16 protein-coding genes and 1 riboswitch are annotated in these 15,979 nt (G+C 74.6%); of the genes, 5 read left to right on the forward strand and 11 right to left on the reverse strand.

Annotated features, from left to right (window positions below):
- Positions 1–21 precede the first annotated feature (21 nt).
- The 6 genes from ACIQCH_RS10930 to thiO all read right to left on the reverse strand — a co-directional run bounded on the left by ACIQCH_RS10930 (position 22) and on the right by thiO (position 6,091).
- Complete coding sequence (locus ACIQCH_RS10930; RefSeq protein ID WP_402580476.1) at positions 22–516, reverse strand: DUF4396 domain-containing protein; 495 nt, start codon at positions 514–516, stop codon at positions 22–24.
- 193 nt (positions 517–709) lie between these two features.
- Positions 710–1,567, reverse strand: coding sequence for a deoxyribonuclease IV (locus tag ACIQCH_RS10935; RefSeq protein WP_402580477.1), 858 nt, complete (start codon positions 1,565–1,567; stop codon positions 710–712).
- A gap of 68 nt (positions 1,568–1,635) precedes the next feature.
- Positions 1,636–3,546, reverse strand: a complete 1,911-nt coding sequence (gene pknB, locus ACIQCH_RS10940; protein WP_402580240.1) for a Stk1 family PASTA domain-containing Ser/Thr kinase — start codon at positions 3,544–3,546, stop codon at positions 1,636–1,638.
- Between the two features lie 168 nt (positions 3,547–3,714).
- Positions 3,715–4,599 (reverse strand): thiazole synthase, encoded by an 885-nt coding sequence (locus ACIQCH_RS10945; RefSeq protein ID WP_402580242.1) that lies wholly within the window; start codon positions 4,597–4,599, stop codon positions 3,715–3,717.
- 5 nt (positions 4,600–4,604) lie between these two features.
- On the reverse strand, positions 4,605–4,805 hold the full coding sequence (gene thiS, locus ACIQCH_RS10950) for a sulfur carrier protein ThiS (protein WP_402580244.1): 201 nt from the start codon (positions 4,803–4,805) through the stop codon (positions 4,605–4,607).
- Complete coding sequence (gene thiO, locus ACIQCH_RS10955) at positions 4,802–6,091, reverse strand: glycine oxidase ThiO (protein ID WP_402580246.1); 1,290 nt, start codon at positions 6,089–6,091, stop codon at positions 4,802–4,804. The genes thiS and thiO overlap by 4 nt, the downstream gene beginning before the upstream one ends.
- Positions 6,089–6,201: riboswitch (TPP riboswitch) on the reverse strand. Its footprint overlaps the gene before it by 3 nt.
- Before the next feature lie 588 nt (positions 6,202–6,789).
- Here thiO and ACIQCH_RS10960 point away from each other — a divergent pair.
- The 5 genes from ACIQCH_RS10960 to ACIQCH_RS10980 all read left to right on the forward strand — a co-directional run bounded on the left by ACIQCH_RS10960 (position 6,790) and on the right by ACIQCH_RS10980 (position 11,566).
- Positions 6,790–8,070: an NAD(P)/FAD-dependent oxidoreductase gene (locus tag ACIQCH_RS10960; protein ID WP_402580248.1), complete on the forward strand. Its 1,281-nt coding sequence runs from the start codon at positions 6,790–6,792 to the stop codon at positions 8,068–8,070.
- 204 nt (positions 8,071–8,274) lie between these two features.
- Positions 8,275–8,640, forward strand: a complete 366-nt coding sequence (locus ACIQCH_RS10965; RefSeq protein ID WP_402580250.1) for an Rv2175c family DNA-binding protein — start codon at positions 8,275–8,277, stop codon at positions 8,638–8,640.
- 104 nt (positions 8,641–8,744) lie between these two features.
- Positions 8,745–9,398, forward strand: coding sequence for a thiamine phosphate synthase (gene thiE, locus ACIQCH_RS10970; protein WP_402580252.1), 654 nt, complete (start codon positions 8,745–8,747; stop codon positions 9,396–9,398).
- A 185-nt stretch (positions 9,399–9,583) separates the two neighbouring features.
- A complete protein-coding gene (gene metF, locus ACIQCH_RS10975) occupies positions 9,584–10,498 on the forward strand; it encodes a methylenetetrahydrofolate reductase [NAD(P)H] (protein WP_402580254.1) in 915 nt (304 codons plus the stop codon).
- A 39-nt stretch (positions 10,499–10,537) separates the two neighbouring features.
- A complete protein-coding gene (locus ACIQCH_RS10980) occupies positions 10,538–11,566 on the forward strand; it encodes a hypothetical protein (RefSeq protein ID WP_402580256.1) in 1,029 nt (342 codons plus the stop codon).
- Between the two features lie 96 nt (positions 11,567–11,662).
- Here ACIQCH_RS10980 and ACIQCH_RS10985 read toward each other — a convergent pair whose 3' ends face one another.
- From ACIQCH_RS10985 to ACIQCH_RS11005, 5 genes are all read right to left on the reverse strand, one after another.
- The gene (locus ACIQCH_RS10985) at positions 11,663–13,156 is read right to left on the reverse strand and encodes a phytoene desaturase family protein (RefSeq protein ID WP_402580258.1); all 1,494 of its coding nucleotides are present in this window, start codon (positions 13,154–13,156) and stop codon (positions 11,663–11,665) included.
- 9 nt (positions 13,157–13,165) lie between these two features.
- A complete protein-coding gene (locus ACIQCH_RS10990; protein ID WP_402580260.1) occupies positions 13,166–13,804 on the reverse strand; it encodes a DUF4126 domain-containing protein in 639 nt (212 codons plus the stop codon).
- Positions 13,805–13,923: 119 nt separating this feature from the next.
- Positions 13,924–14,325 (reverse strand): DUF3040 domain-containing protein, encoded by a 402-nt coding sequence (locus ACIQCH_RS10995; RefSeq protein ID WP_030203597.1) that lies wholly within the window; start codon positions 14,323–14,325, stop codon positions 13,924–13,926.
- A gap of 248 nt (positions 14,326–14,573) precedes the next feature.
- Complete coding sequence (locus ACIQCH_RS11000; protein ID WP_402580262.1) at positions 14,574–15,338, reverse strand: methyltransferase domain-containing protein; 765 nt, start codon at positions 15,336–15,338, stop codon at positions 14,574–14,576.
- A 149-nt stretch (positions 15,339–15,487) separates the two neighbouring features.
- A complete protein-coding gene (locus ACIQCH_RS11005) occupies positions 15,488–15,964 on the reverse strand; it encodes an SAV_6107 family HEPN domain-containing protein (RefSeq protein ID WP_402580264.1) in 477 nt (158 codons plus the stop codon).
- Positions 15,965–15,979 lie beyond the last annotated feature (15 nt).

Here is a 15,979-nt window from a genome sequence, read left to right on the forward strand (position 1 = left end):
CGGGCGCGGCCCGCGCGCCGTTCAGTGGTGGTACTGGTGGACCACCGCGTGGCCCTTGCCGCGGCCGATCATCCAGCGGTTGACCGGGGTCGTGACCAGGAAGGCCAGCACCAGCGAGGCCGCCAGCGCGATCCAGAAGAGCGCGTCGTCGAGGTGGGCGTCCATCGCGTCCGGCCAGAGCGCGATCACTCCGTTGTCGATCAGCTCCATGACGGCGATCGAGAGGGTGTCGGCCGCCAGCGCCACCTTGAAGCCGGTGCGGAAGTCGACGCCGGCCTTCAGGACGCCGCGCAGGGTGAGCGCGTAGCCGAAGAAGAACGCCAGGGCGATGGCCAGGACCATCGTCGGGAGGTTCCCCCAGCCGAACGCGGTGCCGATCACCATGCCCAGGACCTCGCCGACGGCGCACCCGGTGAGGCAGTGCAGCGTGGCCTGCGCGGCCGTGGCCCAGCTGACGCGGCCGCCGGCGGTGTGGTGGGCGTGGCCCGCATGTCCCGCGTGGTCCACGTGGTCCATGTGGCTCCCATGGTCGGTGTGGTCTACGTGGCCGCTGTGGCCCGCGTGGTGCTGAGCGTGGCCCGCGTGCTCGGCGTCGTGGTGCGTCTGCTCCGTGTGGTGCTGCGCATGCTCCATGAGAACCCCCAAAGCCAGGTATACGGTCCTGCCGATATGCAGAACCGTATACCCCCCAGGGGTATTCCTCAACGGTTCAGTGGATCTCCCGCAGCTCCTTCAGCCGGGCCACGTCCGCCGCGTGCCCCTCCTTGCCGCCCGGGGTCTCGATGACCAGCGGCACCCCGGCCGTCTCGGGGTGCGAGAACAGCTCCCGGAAGGCGTCCTCGCCGATGTGGCCGGCGCCGATGTTGGCGTGCCGGTCCTTGTGGGCGCCCACGCCCTCCTTCGAGTCGTTGGCGTGGATCAGCTTGAGCCGCCCCGGGCCGACCGTGTCCACCAGCAGGTCGAGGGTCTGCTTCGTGCCGCCCGGCGCCGCCAGGTCGTGCCCGGCCGCGAAGATGTGGCAGGTGTCCAGGCAGATCCCCAGCTTGGGGTGCGCGTCGAGGGCCTCGAAGTAGGGCCCGAAGTCCCAGGTGCGCGAGCACAGCGACGAGCCCTGCCCCGCCGTGGACTCCAACAGCAGGAACGGGTCGTCGTCGTGCGTCAGCTCGTCGAGCAGCGGCAGCATGTGCTCCCTGACCTGCGCGAACGCCTCCTCGCGCGGCCGCCCGCCGGTGGCCGAGCCGGTGTGCACCACCACCCCGAGCGCACCGATCCGGCGCGCGCGGCGCAGCGAGTGCCGCAGCGACTCCACCGACCGCTCCACCGTCGCCTCGGTGTGCGAGCCGAAGTTGATCAGGTACGGGGCGTGGACGTACGCCGGGATGCCCGCGGCCGCGCAGCCGGCCCGGAAGGCCTCGTCCTGGTCCGGATACCCCGTGGGGGTGGCCCAGCCCCGCGGATTGGCCACGAAGACCTGCACCGCCTCGGCGCCCATCTCGCGGGCGTACGCGAGGCCCGTCGTGGCCAGCCCGCCCGCGACCGGCACGTGCCCGCCGACGGGGTTGCGCACGGCCGCCGGGTCGCGCGGAACCCGGACGGATACCCCCACGGGGTGTCCCGGGTTCGTGGTCTCGCTGCTCACAGTGCCTTGATCCTGATCGTGATGGTGCTGCCCTCGGGCGCGTTCTCCCCGCCCTTCACCGACTGCTCGGCCACCTCGTGGCTGAAGGAGATCAGCGGTCGGTCCACCTTCACCTTGAAGCCGGCCGCCTCCAGCGTCCGCTTCGCGTCGTCCTGGTCCTGGCCGACGACGTTCGGCACCGGGACCATCCGCGGTCCCTTGGAGACGGTCAGCACGATGGTGTCCCCGGTGCCCGCCTGGGTCCCGGCCGCCACCGACTGGTTGGCCACCGCGCCCGCCGGCTGCGGGGAATTGGTCTGCTCCGGGGCGATCTGCACCACCAGCCCGAGCGCCTCCAGCGTCGTACGGGCCCGGTCGAGGGGCTCGCCCACCACCGTCGGCACCGGCACCGGGGCGCCCTTGCTGACCACGATCGCGACGGCCGTGTCGGGGGACCGCTGCTCGCCGGCGCCGGGATCGGTGCTGATCGCCGCGCCCCTGGCGACGTCGTGGCTGAACTCCTGCGTGACCACGCCCGGCGCCAGCCCCGCCTTGACCAGGGCCTTCCTGGCCTCCGCCAGCGGCATCCCCTTGACCGTCGGCACCGTCACGACCTTCGGGCCGCGGGAGACCGTGAGCACCACGGACCCGTTGCCGCGGATCCGCGCCCCGCCCGCCGGGTCGGTGGCCATCACGGTGCCGCGCTCGTACGAGTCGCTGAACTCGCGCCGGACGCCCTCGACGTCCAGACCGGCCGCGGCCAGCCGCTGCTGCGCGTCCGCCTGGGTCTTGCCCAGCAGGTTCGGCACCCGGGTGAACTGGCCCGAGCTCACGTACCAGACACCGGTGCCGAGCAGGACGACCAGCAGCGCTCCGAGCGCGGCGAACAGCGGCCCGCGCGGGCGCGGCCGGCGCCGCGGCGCCGGGGCGGGGTCCGGGTCCGCCACCGGCGGGTGCTCGAACCGGGCCGTGTGGTTCACGGACTCCTGCCCGCCCACCGGCCGCGGCACGACGCTGGTCCGGTCCTCCGACGCACTGCGCTCACCGGCCCGCGCCTGCGGCGGCACGGCGTCCAGCTGCGCGTCGGTGAGCGCCGCGCGGGCCTCCCGTACGAGCTGCAGCAGGGCGACCGCGTCGTACGGGCGCAGGTCCGCGGAGCGCGCGGTGGCACTCGCGACCGCCTCGTCCAGCGCGGCCGGCAGGCCCGGGACCGCGGCGGAGGGCGGCGGCACGTCCTCGTTCAGGTGCCGGTAGAGCACCTGGGCGGGGGTGTCGCCGGAGTGCGGCTTGCCGCCGGTCAGCATCTCGTAGAGCACCACACCGCAGGCGTAGACGTCCACGCGCGGGTCGGTGGTGCCGTTCTCGATCTGCTCGGGAGCGAGGTAGGAGACGGTGCCGAGGACGGCGCCGGTGGTGTTGGTGGCCGAGCCGACCGCCCGGACCAGGCCGAAGTCGGCGACCTTGACCCGGCCGTCGTCGCCGATCAGCACGTTCTCGGGCTTCATGTCCCGGTGCACGAACCCGGCCCGGTGCGCGGCGCCCAGCGCGGCCAGCACGGGTTCCAGGATGTCGAGCGCGGCCCGCGGCTGCAGCGCGCCGCGCTCGCGCAGGACGTCGCGCAGGGTGCAGCCGGGGACGTACTCCATGGCGAGGAACACGTACGGGCCGTCGGTGCCCTGGTCGAAGACGGCGACGACGTTCGGGTGCGCGAGCCGGGCCACGGACTTGGCCTCGCGGATGAAGCGGTCCACGAACGCGGCGTCGGCGGCGAGGTCCGGGTGCATCACCTTGAGCGCGAGCACGCGGTCGAGGCGGGTGTCGAGGGCCCGGTAGACCGTCGCCATGCCGCCGACCGCGATGCGGGCGTCGATGCGGTAGCGGTCGTCGAGGCTCCGCCCGACGAGCGGGTCATCCAGGGTCGTATCCACCCGCGAATTCTACGAGGGCCCGCCCCCGCCCCACCCTGCCCGTCCCCGCTTGCCACCGTCTTGTGACGCCACCGCCCCCGGACCCCCGCCCCTCGAGCTCCCCCACCACCGCTGGGAGGTGCCCCCGGGCGGGGCCGGACGCGTCGGCGCCCGAGGGCGGCCCCGGGGTCAGAAGGCCGGGCGCTCCGGGTCGAGGGCGGCGAGGCCTTCGGAGGGCGAGGAGGCCTCTGCGAAGTGACGCCGTGGGATCCGACCGGCCCGGTGGGCGAGCCGCCCCGCCGAGACCGCGTCCCGCATGGCCGCAGCCATGAGCACCGGCTCCTGCGCCCGCGTCACCGCGGACGCGAGCATCACCGCCGCGCACCCCAGCTCCATCGCCAGCGCGGCGTCGGACGCGGTCCCGGCCCCCGCGTCCAGGATCACCGGCACCGCGGCCCGCTCCGCGATCAGCTGGAAGTTGTGCGGGTTGCGGATCCCGAGCCCCGACCCGATCGGTGACCCGAGCGGCATGATCGCCGCGCACCCCACGTCCTCCAGCTTGCGCGCCAGCACCGGGTCGTCGTTCGTGTACGGCAGGACCGTGAACCCGTCGTCCACCAGCGTCTCGGCGGCGTCGAGCAGTTCGACCCCGTCGGGCAGCAGCGTCCGCTCGTCGGCCACGACCTCCAGCTTGATCCAGTCCGTACCCAGCGCCTCCCGGGCCAGCCGGGCGGTGAGCACCGCCTCGCCCGCGGTGTAGCAGCCGGCGGTGTTCGGCAGCACCTGGATCTTCAGCCGGTCGAGCACCGACAGCACCGAGCCCTGCACCGAGGGGTCCAGCCGTCGCATCGCGACGGTCGTGAGCTGCGTACCGGAGGCCAGCAACGCCCGCTCCAGGACGTCCAGGCTCGGTGCGCCCCCGGTGCCCATGATCAGGCGCGAGGAGAACTCCCGCCCGCCGAGCACGAACGGGTCGGACGGAACGGAGGCCTCGACGGCGTCGACGGGATCCGGCGGAACGGAAGGGCCCGAGGATCCGGCGGCGGCGGAGAACCCGGAAGGATCGAAGGACATCGCGCTCACCCTCCCTGCACCGCGGTCAGCACCTCGACACGGTCGCCCTCGCCGAGCGCGGTCGCCGGCCACTGCCCCCGCGGCACGACGGTTTCGTTGACGGCGGCGGCCACCCCGGAGTGCGCCGAGGTCAGGGTGGCGACCAGGACGTCCAGCGTGGTCCCCGCCGCGACCTCGCGCGGCTCGCCGTTGACGGACACGGTCATGCGAAGGACTCCTGACGTGCGGTGGGTGCGGCGCTCGGCGCCACGGGTGCTTCGGGCCCGGCCGACCGGGCCGGACCGGCGGCCGGCGGAACCGCCGACGCGGCCGTACCGGGGCCGGCGAACCGGCGCGGACTGAACGGCCGGGCCGCCTCCGGCAGTTCGCCGGTGGTCAGCAGCTCCGCCATCACGTCACCGGTGACCGGCGTCAGCAGGACGCCGTTGCGGTAGTGCCCCGTGGCCAGGTGCAGCCCGGGCAGCGCGGTGGGCCCCAGCAGCGGGGCGTTGTCGGGGGAGCCCGGGCGCAGTCCCGCCCGGGTCTCGATCAGGGGGAGTTCGGTCAGGCCGGGCACCAGCTCGTGGGCGTCCCGCAGGAGTTCGTACACCCCGCCCGCGGTGACGGTCGTGTCCCAGCCGAGCTCCTCGGTGGTGGCGCCGATGACCAGCTCGCCGTTCTCGCGCGGGACGAGGTAGACGTGGCTGCCGCGGACGACCGCCCGTACGGTCCGGGTCAGGAAGGGCGCGTACGCCGGCGGCACGCGCAGCCGCAGCACCTGCCCCTTCACCGGCCGGACCGGCGGCACGACCTCCGGGGGCAGCCCGGCCAGTCGGCCGCTGAGACTGCCGGCCGCCAGGACCACCTGGCCGGCCGTGACGTCCGTACCGTCGTCGAGCAGCGCGCCGGCGGCCCGGTCGCCGGTGACGGTGAGCCGCTCGGCCGTCGTGCGGTGGAAGACCACCCCGGCCCGGTCGCAGGCGGCGACGAGGGCGGCCGCCAGCCGGCGCGGGTCGACCTGGTGGTCGCCGTCCACGCGCAGGCCGCCGCGGACACCGGGGGCCAGCATCGGCTCCAGGCGGCGGCACTCGCGCCCGGTGAGCCACTCGGACTCCAGGCCGCAGCGCCGCTGCAGGGCGTGGAGTTCGCGCAGGTGGGCGCGGTCGTCGGCGTCGAGCGCGACGGCGAGGGTGCCGCAGGCCCGGAAGCCGATGTCCATGCCACCGCTGTCCTCGGCCAGTTCGGCCGCGAAGTCCGGGTAGCGGCGGGCGGAGGCGAGGTTGAGCCCCAGCAGGGTCTCCTCGCCGTAGTGCAGTTCGGTGACGGCGGCCAACATGCCGGCCGCGACCTGGGCCGCCCCGCCACCGGGCGAGGGGTCGACGAGTGCGGTGCGCAGGCCGCGCCGGGCGGCCCGCCAGGCGGTGACGAGCCCGATGATCCCGCCGCCGATGACGAGGACGTCGACCCCCGCCCCGGCCGAGTCCGTCGTGTCAGCGCGCGTGGGTGCGTGCATGGGCTTCCAGCCCCTCCCTTCGCCGGCATGACCCGGATCAGGTTCGGACGGTCGGAGGCCGGCCAGCCTCCCTCTCAGCCCGGTGCGCCCGGGCTCCCGCGATAGGTACGGCCGTCAGACTAACCCCCGCCCAGGAGGACGGGTAAGGCCGCCCGGTCGCGCGGCCGCCCCCGGTGCGCCCCCCGTTACCCCGATGCGGGAGCCGTCCCGGACCCCGCACACCCGGGGTAACCGACCCAGAGAGTGCCGCCCCGTGGTGTGTGGGGAAGGCGCTTGACAGGGGGGCAGGCTGGACCGGAGGCAGGCCCGGGCCTGGGGTGGCCGCAGGCCAGGGCCGAAGGCCCCGAAGCCCCAGGGGTGGGCCTGCCGCAGGGCCTGCAGGCCACCCCCGTCAAGCGCCGAGGGGACCCACACACCACGGGGCGGCCCCATGCAGGCGCGCCGAACCCAGGCCTCCACCCACCCGCCTCACCACCCACCCGCCTCACCCACGCACAACTCACTCACCCACCCACCCCGGCACCAGAGGATCCTCCAGCCCGGCCGCAGAGCACCCGCACCAAAACCGGAGGATCGACCGAACCCGGCCGGACAGGCACCGGACGGGCGCCGGACACGCACCGGATCTGCGCCGGACCAGGTCGGGAAGCCCCCATAGCAGGGTTACTGACGAACAGTCAGGTGGTTAGGGTGGAGGTGTGAGCGATCAGAGCAACCAGACGCGGGAGACGACGTACGGCGTCGTCATCGTCGGAGCGGGCATGGCCGGAGTGCAGACGGCGGTCGCCCTGCGCGAGCAGGGCTGGACCGCCCCGGTCACCCTCCTCGGCGCGGAGCCCCACCAGCCCTACGACCGCCCCCCGCTCTCCAAGGCCGTCCTCCTCGGCAAGGCCGAGGACTCCGCCTTCGAGATCGACTTCGAGGCCCTGCGCATCGACCTGCGCCTCGGCGTGGCCGTCACCGGTCTGCGCGCCGGCGACCGCGAGGTCGACACCGAGGCGGGCCCGGTCCCGTACGACGTCCTGGTCGTCGCCACCGGTGCCGAGCCGGTCACCCTGCCCGGCAGCGCCGGCGTCCCCGGCGTCCACCTGCTGCGCACCCTCGACGACGCCGCCCGCCTGAAGCCCGTGCTCGCCGAGCAGCACGACATCGTCGTGGTCGGGGCGGGCTGGATCGGGGCCGAGTTCGCCACCGCCGCCCGCGAGGCCGGCTGCGCCGTCACCGTCGTCGAGGCCGCCGACCGCCCGCTGGCCGGTGCGCTGCCGGCCGAGGTGGCCGCCCCGATGGCCGCCTGGTACGAGCAGATCGGCGTCCGGCTGCTCACCGGCTCCCGCGTCGAGAAGATCGAGCCCGCCGAGCCCGCCCGCCCGGGGGAGCCCCGTGCTGCCGGCGGCCCCGGCGCGGTCCTGCTCGCCGACGGCACCCGGCTGCCCGCCGGCGCGGTCGTCGTCGGCATCGGCGCCCGGCCCGCCACCGCCTGGCTGGCCGGCTCCGGTGTCGAACTCGGCCCGGACGGCTCCGTCACCACCGACGCCCGCCTGGCCACCTCGGTGCCCGGGGTGTTCGCGGTGGGGGACTGCGCCTCGTTCCCCTCGGCCCGCTACGGCGAGCGGCTGCTCGTCCACCACTGGGACAACGCCCTGCAGGGTCCCCGGACGCTGGCCGCGAACGTCCTCGCCGGCCCGGGTGGGGACGGGCCCGTCTACGACCCGGTGCCGTACTTCTGGTCGGAGCAGTTCGGGCGCTTCGTCCAGTACGCCGGCCACCACTCCGACAGCGACACACTGGTGTGGCGCGGCGATCCGGCCGAGGACGCGTGGGCGGTCGTGTGGCTGCGCGGCGACGTACCGGCCGCCGTGCTCTCCGTCGGACGGCCGCGGGACCTGGCCCAGGGGCGCAAGCTCATCGAGGCCGGCACCCGACTGGATCCGGCCAAGGTCGCGGACCCCGCCGTCGCGCTGAAGTCCGCCGCGGTCTGACGGCACCCGACGCCCGCACCCCACCCGACCCGACACCCACACCCCACCCGTCACCCGTCACGCGGCACCCGGCATCCCACCCCGAGATCCCGGGTGCCGGGTCCGTCGCCCGTCACCCGCATCCGTCACCCCGTACCCCTCGCCCAAGCCCCCGTCCGGACGGCCCGGGTACCGACTGTCGGTCCGGGATGGCAGGCTTGTCCCGTGACCGAGATTGACACGAAGATCGATGCTCTCGTCCCCGAGTGGCTCTACCTCCCCGACATCGCCGAAATGCTGGACGTGGAGGTGACCCGGGTCCGCCAGCTCGTCAAGGACGGTCAGCTGATCGCCGTCCGCCGCGGCGAGAACCGCGCCCTCCAGGTGCCGGCCGCCTTCATCGACGGCGACAAGGTGGTGAAGGGCCTCGCCGGCACCCTCACCCTGCTGCGGGACGACGGCTTCACCGACGAGGAGATGCTCGAGTGGCTCTTCACGCCGGACGAGACCCTGCCGGGCACCCCGGCGCAGGCCCTGAGCGAGAATCGCGGCACGGAGGTCAAGCGCCGCGCCCAGGCGCTCGCCGTCTGACCTGCCGACCAGCCGACCAGCTGACCAGCTGAACACCTGATCCGCCACGCGGTGCGCAGGACCCGTCCGGGCCCTGCGCACCGCTCACCACGGGGGGTACCTCCATGCCTGTCGACGCCCGCGCAGCCCTCGCCGACGCCCGGCTCTACCTCTGCACGGACGCGCGCAAGCGCCAGGGCGACCTGCCCGAGTTCCTCGACGCCGTCCTCGCCGCCGGGGTCGACATCGTGCAGCTGCGCGACAAGGGCATGGAGGCCGCCGAGGAGCTGGAGCACCTCCAGGTGTTCGCCGAGGCCGCACGCCGGCACGGCAGGCTCGTCGCCGTCAACGACCGGGCCGACGTCGCGCACGCCATCGGTTCCGACGTCCTCCACCTGGGCCAGGGCGACATCCCGGTGCCGGCCGCCCGCGCGATCCTCGGCGAAGGGGTGCTGATCGGCCGCTCCTGCCACGCCGAGGGCGAGGTGGCCGCGGCCGCCGCCGAGCCGGGCGTCGACTACTTCTGCACCGGCCCCTGCTGGCCCACCCCCACCAAGCCCGGCCGCTACGCCCCCGGCCTCGACCTCGTGCGCTACGCCGCCTCCCTCGGCCAGGACCGGCCCTGGTTCGCCATCGGCGGCATCGACGCCGGGAACCTGGACGAGGTGCTCGACGCCGGCGCCTCCCGCGTGGTCGTCGTACGGGCGATCACCGAGGCGGACGACCCCGGTGCCGCCGCCGCCGACCTCGCGAAGCGGGTCCGCGCCCGCCTCGCCTGACACGGCTCACGCGCCTCTCGCGTCTCACGCGCCTCACGTACCTCGCGATGCGTCACGTGTCTGATGTGACGACAGGAGGCCCGTGTGCTCCTTGTGGCCGCAGGGACCGACACAAGGTGTCCAAAAACGTGTCCGGGATATGGACGGTCCTTGGGCCCTCCCTGGACCTTGTCTAATCTGCCGTTATGGCCCTTGGCACCGCTTCCACCAGGTCGGACCGTGCACGCACCGTCCGCGACATGCTCGCGTCCGGCACCTCGTACTCGTTCGAGTTCTGGGCGCCGAAGACCGAGAAGGGCGAGCGGAACCTGTGGAACGCGCTGCGCCGCATCGAGGCCGTGTCCCCCAGCTTCGTCTCCGTGACGTACGGGGCCGGCGGCTCGACCCGCGGCGGCACGGTCAAGGCCACCCAGGACATCGCGGCCGACACGACGCTGACCCCGGTCGCCCACCTGACCGCGGTCGACCACTCGATCGCCGAGCTGCGCCACGTCATCGGGCAGTTCGCGGACGCGGGCATCCGCAACATGCTGGCCCTGCGCGGTGACCCGCCGGGCGACCCGATGGGCGAGTGGGTGGCGCACCCCGAGGGCGTCCACTATGCGGCCGACCTCGTCCGCCTGCTGAAGGAGTCCGGCGATTTCTGCGTCGGCGTCGCGGCCTTCCCCGAGCTGCACCCCCGCTCCGACGACTGGGACACGGACATCCGGCACTTCGTGGACAAGTGCCGCGCAGGTGCCGATTATGCGATCACGCAGATGTTTTTCGATCCGGAGAGTTACCTGCGGTTGCGGGACCGGGTCGAGAAGGCCGGTTGCGACACCCCGATCATCCCCGAGTGCATGCCAGTTGTGGGCATCAAGCAGCTCGACCGGCTGCCCCAGCTGAGCAACGCGGTCTTCCCCGCGGACGTGAAAGAGCGCATGCTCGCCGTCAAGGACGATCCGGCCGCTGTACGCTCCATTGGCATCGAGTTCGCCACGGAGTTCTGCGCGCGGCTGCTGGCCGAGGGTGTCCCCGGACTGCACTTCATCACGCTCAACAACTCCACGGCGACCCTCGAGATCTACGAGAATCTGGGCCTGCACCAGCGGCCCTGACCGGCCGTACCCGCGCGGCCGTACCGAGAGGGGCCATGCATGGGCTGGACGGTCCTCTACATCGCGTTCGGCATTGTCGCGCTGTGGCTGCTGGCGGAGGTGCTGCTCCAGTACAAGGCGCGCCTGCGCTGGCGCGTGCTCGCGTTCGCCGGGTTCCTGGGCGTGGTCGTCGGCGTCCTGCTGGGTTCGGTCGTCGTCATCGCCGTGGGCGCCACCGCGTTCGCGGTCGGCCAGACCCTGGTCACGCTCTCCTTCCGGCGCGGCTTCGTCGCGGGCTGGGCGCTGGGCACCAAGCGGGACGCCGAACCCGAGGTCGAGCAGGGCCGCCGCGGCCGGCGCCGCGGTGGGGCGGGCGCCCGACGTACGGAGCCGGTGCTGGAGGTCTCCGACCTCGAGTACGGGTCGGCGTACGGCCCCGACGGCGACGTGCAGGACGCCGGGACGGCCTTGATGGACGCCCTGGACCCGGCCGACGACCCCGTCGAGGCCTCCGACGCCTCCGTCTTCGAGCCCCGTACGGACGACCCGGCCGGCGCCTACGACCCGGCGGGCTCCGGCTACGGCACCACCGCGGACGGCTACGCCCCCACGGGCTACGAGACCGCCCCGGGCTACGAGGCCGGCCCGGGCTACGACGGCTCCGGCTACCCCGGTGCCGACTACTCCGACCCGAACTACTACGCCCCCCAGGCCCCCGCCGCCCCGGACCCGTACGGCCAGGCCGCCGCCTACCAGGACCCCGGCTACGCGACCGGCTACGGCTACGGCGCCGGCGAGCAGCAGACGTACGCCGCCTACTCCGACCCCTACATCGGCACCGGCGCGCTGTCGGCCCAGCCCGACCCCGGGGCCTACGCGGCGTACGACTACGGCTACGGCACGGGCCAGGACGCCTACCCGGCCTACGCGGACCCGTACACCGGGCAGCACCAGTACGCGCCGGAGGCCCCGTCCGGCGGGTCGTGGGTCCCGCAGCAGCGCGACGTCGCCCAGCCGTACCCCGAGGACCAGCCGCAGGCGTACCCGTACCAGGCGCCGAACGGCGAGTACGAGCAGTACCGCTACTGAACCGACCTCCCGCACCCCGACGGACGGCCGCCGCCGCTCCGCCCTCTTGCCGCGCCCGGACCCACCACGCCCGCGCCGGGGCCCACCGCGCCCGGCCTACTGGGACCCGCGGAAGGCGGAGCCCTCGGTGACCAGCCCGGCCACCAGCGCGCCGGACATGCCCGCATGGGCCAGTCCGCCGCCGGGGTGGGTCCAGCCCCCGGCGAGGTGCAGGCCGGCCACGGCGGTGGTGTTCGCCGGGTACAGCAGCTCCGTGGCCCCGGCCAGTGCGGGCGCGGGCACGCCGCCCCCGACCGCGCCGGTGTCGCCCGCCACGTCCAGCGGCGTCCGGGCCCCGTGCCACAGCAGCCGGGACCGCAGCCCCGGGACGGCCCGTTCCACGGCCTCCAGCACCCGTTCCGCGTACCGGGCCACCAGATCCGCGTCCGTCCAGTCCAGGACGCCCTGAGGGGCCACCACGGCCGTCGCGGTCACCGCCTCGTGGTCCGCGTCGGGCCGGGTCGTGGCGTCGTCCGGACGCAGCACCGTCACCGTGGGCCGGCCGGTGTGCTCGCCCCGGAACGCGTCCGCCTCGGCGGCCGGGTCGGGGGAGTGCACGACGGTCCGGTGGACGGTGTCCGCGGGACGCTCCCCGCGCAGGGCGAGCAGCAGGGTGAAGCGGCTGGGCGCCCCCGTCCGCGGTTCCTTGGCTCCGACGGGCCACGGGGCGGCGTCCGGCAGGAGCCACTCCAGCGTCCGCGGGTCCGCTCCGCAGACCACCTCGTCGGCCTCGGCGACCGTGCCGTCGGCCAGCTCGACGCCCGCCGCCCGGCCGTCCCGCACCGGGACGCCCGTGACCTCGGCGCCGAAGACGAACCCGACCCGCCGCTCCAGGCACCGCTCGTACACCGCCGTCGCGAGGGCCCGCAGGCCCCCGCGCACGTACCAGCCGCCGAAGGTCTGCTCCATGTACGGCAGTACAGTCGCGGCCGCCGGCGCGGTGCGCGGGTCGAGCCCGTGCTCCAGCACGCGGCTGGTCAGCAGTGCGGCGGCCGGTCCGCCGAGCTCGCGGTCGGCCACCTCGGCCAGCGTCGGCGGGCGGCGGCGCAGCAGGCCGCTCTTGCGCAGGGCCGGGTAGGGGTCGCGGCCCAGCACCTGCCAGTCGGCGCGCAGCGGCTCCTCCAGCAGCGGGCGCCGGGTGGCGTCCCAGGCGTCCCGGGCCCGGTTGAGCAGGGCCGCCCAGCGCTCGCCCGCGCCCGGGCCGAAGGCGTCGTCGAGGGCCGCGGCCACGCCGCCGCGCGAGACGGCCGGCAGCGTGAGCGTGCGGCCGTCGGCCAGGACGTGGCGGACCGCGGGGTCCACCTGGGCCATGTCGACGCAGCTTTCCAGGGGCCGCTTGCCGGTCTTGACGAAGAGGTCGCGGTAGACGGCGGGCAGCAGGAGGAGTCCCGGGCCGGTGTCGAAGGCGAAGCCGTCGCGCTCGTGGCGCCCGAGGGAGCCGCCGTACGTCTCCCCGCGTTCGTACACCGTCACCCGGTGGCCCGCCACGGCCAGTCGGGCGGCCGCCGCCATGGCGCCCATCCCGGCGCCGATCACCGCAATCCTTGCCATGGCCCGACCCTATCGGCCCTGGTGGCGGGCCCCGTCCGGCGGGCCGCCGGCCGAGAGGGCGGCCAGCCGTTTCTCCTCGCGGTGCTGCGCCCGACGGCGCAGGAAGCGGCGGATCCTGGTCCAGAGGTAGACCAGCACGACCAGGCCGGACAGCAGGAGCACGGCGGCGACCACCGCGGCCGCCTGCGGGTTGAACATCGCGAAGGTGACGATCGCGGCGACGCCCAGGTCCTCGGCGGTGCTGATGACGATGTTGCTGACCGGCTCGGGGGAGGTGTTGACCGCCATTCTCGTGCCGGCCTTGACGAAATGGCTGGCCAGCGCGGTGGTGCCGCCCACGGCTCCGGCCGCGAGGTCCGTCAGGGAGCCGCTCTGCCCGGCCAGCAGCGCGCCCACCACGCCGCCGGCGACCGGCCGGATCACGGTGTGCACCGCGTCCCAGGCCGAGTCCACGTACGGGATCTTGTCGGCGACCGCCTCGCAGAGGAAGAGCACCCCGGCCACGACCAGGACGTCGGTGCGCTGGAGCGAGGCGGGCACGTCATCGGTCAGCCCGGCCCGGCCGAAGACACCGAGCAGGAGGATCACGGCGTAGGCGTTGATCCCGCTGGCCCAGCCGCTGGTGAAGACCAGAGGGAGCACACTCATCCGGTCATCATGCCGCAGCGGCTCCGCGCCGACCGGAAAACCGGGACGACGAGGGGGTGCCGCCCGCCCGGGCGGCACCCCCTCGTGCACGTCTGCTCACGGGGCCGTGGCCCCTGGGCTCAGTGGCCCTGCTCGTCGCGGCGCTTCTGCCAGCGCTGTTCGATGCGGTCCATGACCGACCGCTTCTGTCGGTTGTGGCCCCGGGCGTGGCCACCGGCGGCGCCGGGTGCGGCCTGCTCGCCGGGTTTGGGTGCCTTGCGCCAGCCGGTGATCGCGAGCACCGCGCAGCCCAGCATGACGAGGAACCCCACCACACTGACCCACAGCAGGCTCTGCTCGACCATTCCGGTCATGAGGAGCGCGATACCCACCAGAAAGCCTGCGACTGCCTGGTAGACCCGTCGTCGGGTGTACGTGCGCAGCCCGCTTCCCTCAAGCGCCGACGCGAACTTGGGATCTTCGGCGTACAGCGCTCGCTCCATCTGCTCGAGCATTCTCTGCTCGTGCTCCGAGAGCGGCACGGGAGTCCTCCTCATCCGTCGGTCGCGGGGGTGGCGACCGGGGGTCCCCTTCAGGATAAGCAGGGAATTGCCCCCGTGAAACCCGCCCCTCTGCGCCAGGTTCGACAAACCGTACCGTCGCCCGGGCGGTCGTTGTGGCGCTTATTCCCCAACGCCCGGCCGGCCATGCCGGACGGTGTATCCCGATCATACGGTGACGGCGGCCGGAACGGAGGGGCTGCGGCCCACCCGGTCCGACCCGCCGCAGATCAGGCCGCGTCGGGCTTCCGGCCGAGCACGTGGAGCTGGGTGGCCACGGCGTGGAACGCGGGCAGCTCCGCCGCGGCCTCCTCGAGCCGCAGCAGGGCCTCGACCGCGCCCGGCTCGGTGTCCACGAGCACGCCGGGGACCAGGTCGGCGAAGACCCGCACGCCGTGCACCGGGCCCACCTCCAGGCCCGCGCCCCCGACCAGCTCGGTGAGCTGGTCGGCGGTGAAGCGGCGGGGCACCGGGTCGCCCGCGCCCCACCGGCCGGCCGGGTCGGTCAGGGCGGTGCGGGCCTCCGTGAAGTGCCCGGCCAGGGCGCGCGCGAGCACCGCTCCGCCCAGGCCCGCGGCGAGCAGGCTGAGCGTGCCGCCCGGGCGCAGCGCGGCGACGGCGTTGGACACGCCCTCGGCCGGGTCGTCCACGTACTCGAGCGCCCCGTGGCAGAGCACCACGTCGTACGCCCCGCGCTCGACGACGTCCAGCAGGCCCTGGGCGTCGCCCTGCACGCCGGTCACCAGGTGGGCGACGCCCTCCTCGGTGACCCGCCGCTCCAGCCCGAAGAGGGCGTTCGGGCTGGGATCGACCACGGTGACCCGGTGGCCGAGCCGGGCGACGGGCACGGCGAACTTGCCCGTGCCGCCGCCCGTGTCGAGCACGTCCAGGACGTCCCGCCCGGTGGCCTTGGCGCGGTGGTCCAGAACCTCCTTGAGGACCTCCCACACCACGGCGGTGCGGAGGGAGGCGCGGGGGCGGGTGGTGTCCGACACGGCTGATGACTCCTCGGCGCGGAACCGCCGCGGGCGGCGGGCTGGCAATGGTCAGGTGCGTGATCCACCCTATTGCCTCCCGGAGCCGGGCAGCCCAATCCCGCGTCCGCTCGTTCCGGGCGCGGTCTCCGTCCCGGCTCCACCGACCCTCAGTCGAGGGGCTCCGGTCGGGGTGGCGGCAGCACCGGCGGAAGGGCCAGCAGCCGCTCCACGATGCGCAGGAACATGGCGACCTCGCGCAGCAGGTCGTCCGCCTGCCGTCCGGTGGCCGCCCCCTGTATGCCGGCCTCGGCGCGGGCGCGCCTGGCCGCCCCCGAGGCGAACAGGGCGCTCCACTCGGTCAGCTCGGGCGCGATCTGGGGCAGCAGTTCCCAGGCGCTGCGGATCCGGGGCCGGCGCCGGGCGCTCGGTGGCTCCGGACGGGCCCGGGCGGCGAGCACGGCGGCCGCGGCGCGCAGTGCGGCGAGGTGGGCGGTGGCATAGCGCTCGTTCGGTACGGCGAGGCCGGCGGCCTCGGTCAGGCCCGCGCGGGCCTTGTCGAGCAGCTCGACGGCCGCGGGCGGCGCGGCCGTGCGGCGGAGGACGGGGTGGACATCGGCGGCTGGCGTGGCGGCTGGTGTGGCCATGACGAACCTCCTGTC

It is taken from the genome of Streptomyces sp. NPDC093225, from assembly GCF_044753805.1.
GTDB lineage: Bacteria > Actinomycetota > Actinomycetes > Streptomycetales > Streptomycetaceae > Streptomyces.

Excerpts from the sequence above, each read along its gene's own strand:
- thiO (WP_402580246.1), bottom strand. The coding sequence starts at position 6,091 with ATGCACGCACCCACGCGCGCTGACACGACGGACTCGGCCGGGGCGGGG.
- ACIQCH_RS11005 (WP_402580264.1), bottom strand. The coding sequence starts at position 15,964 with ATGGCCACACCAGCCGCCACGCCAGCCGCCGATGTCCACCCCGTCCTC.
- thiS (WP_402580244.1), bottom strand. The coding sequence starts at position 4,805 with ATGACCGTGTCCGTCAACGGCGAGCCGCGCGAGGTCGCGGCGGGGACC.
- ACIQCH_RS10930 (WP_402580476.1), bottom strand. The coding sequence starts at position 516 with ATGGACCACGTGGACCACGCGGGACATGCGGGCCACGCCCACCACACC.
- ACIQCH_RS10990 (WP_402580260.1), bottom strand. The coding sequence starts at position 13,804 with ATGAGTGTGCTCCCTCTGGTCTTCACCAGCGGCTGGGCCAGCGGGATC.
- ACIQCH_RS10985 (WP_402580258.1), bottom strand. The coding sequence starts at position 13,156 with ATGGCAAGGATTGCGGTGATCGGCGCCGGGATGGGCGCCATGGCGGCG.
- ACIQCH_RS10980 (WP_402580256.1), top strand. The coding sequence starts at position 10,538 with ATGGGCTGGACGGTCCTCTACATCGCGTTCGGCATTGTCGCGCTGTGG.
- metF (WP_402580254.1), top strand. The coding sequence starts at position 9,584 with ATGGCCCTTGGCACCGCTTCCACCAGGTCGGACCGTGCACGCACCGTC.
- ACIQCH_RS10945 (WP_402580242.1), bottom strand. The coding sequence starts at position 4,599 with ATGTCCTTCGATCCTTCCGGGTTCTCCGCCGCCGCCGGATCCTCGGGC.
- thiE (WP_402580252.1), top strand. The coding sequence starts at position 8,745 with ATGCCTGTCGACGCCCGCGCAGCCCTCGCCGACGCCCGGCTCTACCTC.